The sequence below is a fragment of the Planomicrobium soli genome (genome assembly GCF_003014655.1).
Classification (GTDB): Bacteria; Bacillota; Bacilli; order Bacillales_A; family Planococcaceae; genus Planococcus; species Planococcus soli_B.
In genome coordinates this window covers 1-1,469 of record NZ_PYAT01000032.1, presented here as the reverse complement: position 1 = coordinate 1,469, position 1,469 = coordinate 1, and the positions used below count along the sequence as shown (strand labels likewise).

1 protein-coding gene and 1 pseudogene are annotated in these 1,469 nt (G+C 49.4%); both read left to right on the top strand.

Annotation, left to right across the window (positions count from 1 at the left end; genetic code table 11):
- Positions 1-54: 54 nt before the first annotated feature.
- Positions 55-612 carry a helix-turn-helix domain-containing protein gene (locus tag B0H99_RS17630; RefSeq protein WP_106534963.1) on the top strand — a complete coding sequence of 186 codons (558 nt, stop codon included), beginning with the start codon at positions 55-57 and terminating at the stop codon, positions 610-612.
- Positions 573-1,439: pseudogene (locus B0H99_RS17905) on the top strand (IS3 family transposase); the annotation flags it as partial. The gene B0H99_RS17630 and the pseudogene B0H99_RS17905, both read left to right, overlap by 40 nt.
- Positions 1,440-1,469 lie beyond the last annotated feature (30 nt).

Sequence of the window (1,469 nt, the reverse complement as noted above, 5' to 3'; positions counted from 1 at the left end):
GGTGCTGCACCCCAAAAGTTAGAGTTGAAAATCTAACTTTTGGGGTGTTTTTTTATGGTGAAGTATAGTGAAGAATTCAAACTGAAGCTGGTCAACGAGTATTTGGCTGGCCCGTTGGGCTATCCCTTATTAGCCCGAAAATACGGAATGTCCAGCCGCGGGCAAATTGAACGCTGGGTTCGGGCTTTCCGGGCATTTGGAAAAGAGGGCTTGCGGAGAAAACAGAAGAACCGGGTGTATTCTGTTCAATTCAAGCTGGATGTATTACACTTTATGAAACAAACAGGCGCTTCCTACCAGGACACAGCGATTGAATTCAAGATGCACGATCCAACGCTCATTGCGGAGTGGAAACGCGCATTTTTGGCAAAAGGTGCAGGAGGCCTGCGAACGAAAGGAAGGCCACCCATGGCGAAAAAACCCAAAAAGAACCCGGACACACCCAACGGGACGATGTCCCGTGAAGAACAGCTGGAACGGGAAAACGAACTGCTTCGCTTAGAGGTGGCGTATTTAAAAAAGTTAAAAGCTTTCCAGGAGAACCCGAATGCTTACCTCGAAAAGCACAAGCAACGCTGGCATTCGAACTCCAAAAAGAAGGATTCCGATTAACGGATGTGCTGGCGATCATTGAACTTCCAGAAGCCACCTATCATTACCACCGGGGGCGATTCGGTTTGGAAGACCCGGATCTGGAATGGAAAACCGTGATTCGGTCACTGTTTGAAAAACACGAAGGCCGTTACGGGTATCGCCGGATCCATCTGGAATTAAAGGCGCAAGGGTACATCATCAACCACAAGAAAGTCCAGCGCCTCCTGAGAGAATTGAAGTTGAAGTGTGTGAAGTTCATTCGAAAGTCGCGCTATCGCTCCTATAAGGGCAACGTGGGTACCGTCGCAAAAAACCGGTTGAACCGCCGGTTCCACACATCGCATGCCTTACAAAAACTCGTGACGGACGTCACTGAATTCAAATGTACGGGCGAGGAAAAGCTGTATTTGAGCCCCGTGATGGATCTCTACAACGGCGAAATCATTGGAATGGGCATGTCCAAACGCCCCACCCTCGACTTCGTCCTGGACTCGCTGCATCAAGCGCTGCCGATTATCGGAAACCGGGCTGCGTATCGGACAACCATCCACTCTGACCAAGGCTGGCATTACCAGCACCGGTTGTGGGTAAAAACATTGAAGCAGAACGGGATTTTCCAAAGCATGTCCCGAAAGGCGACGTGTGCCGACAACGCAGCCATGGAGAACTTCTTTGGCTTGCTTAAACAGGAGATGTATTACGGAGAAGCCCTGGTCCCGTACGAAGAATTGAAGCTGAACATTGAACGGTACGTCCACTACTACAATCACGAACGCATTAAACAAAAATTGGCCGGCATGAGCCCGGTGAACTACCGAATTCATGCCAGCCAATTAGCTGCATAACTGAAACTCTAACTTTAAGGGGTCACTACC

Coding starts and splice junctions, on each gene's coding strand:
- B0H99_RS17630 (WP_106534963.1), top strand. CDS start 55: ATGGTGAAGTATAGTGAAGAATTCAAACTGAAGCTGGTCAACGAGTAT.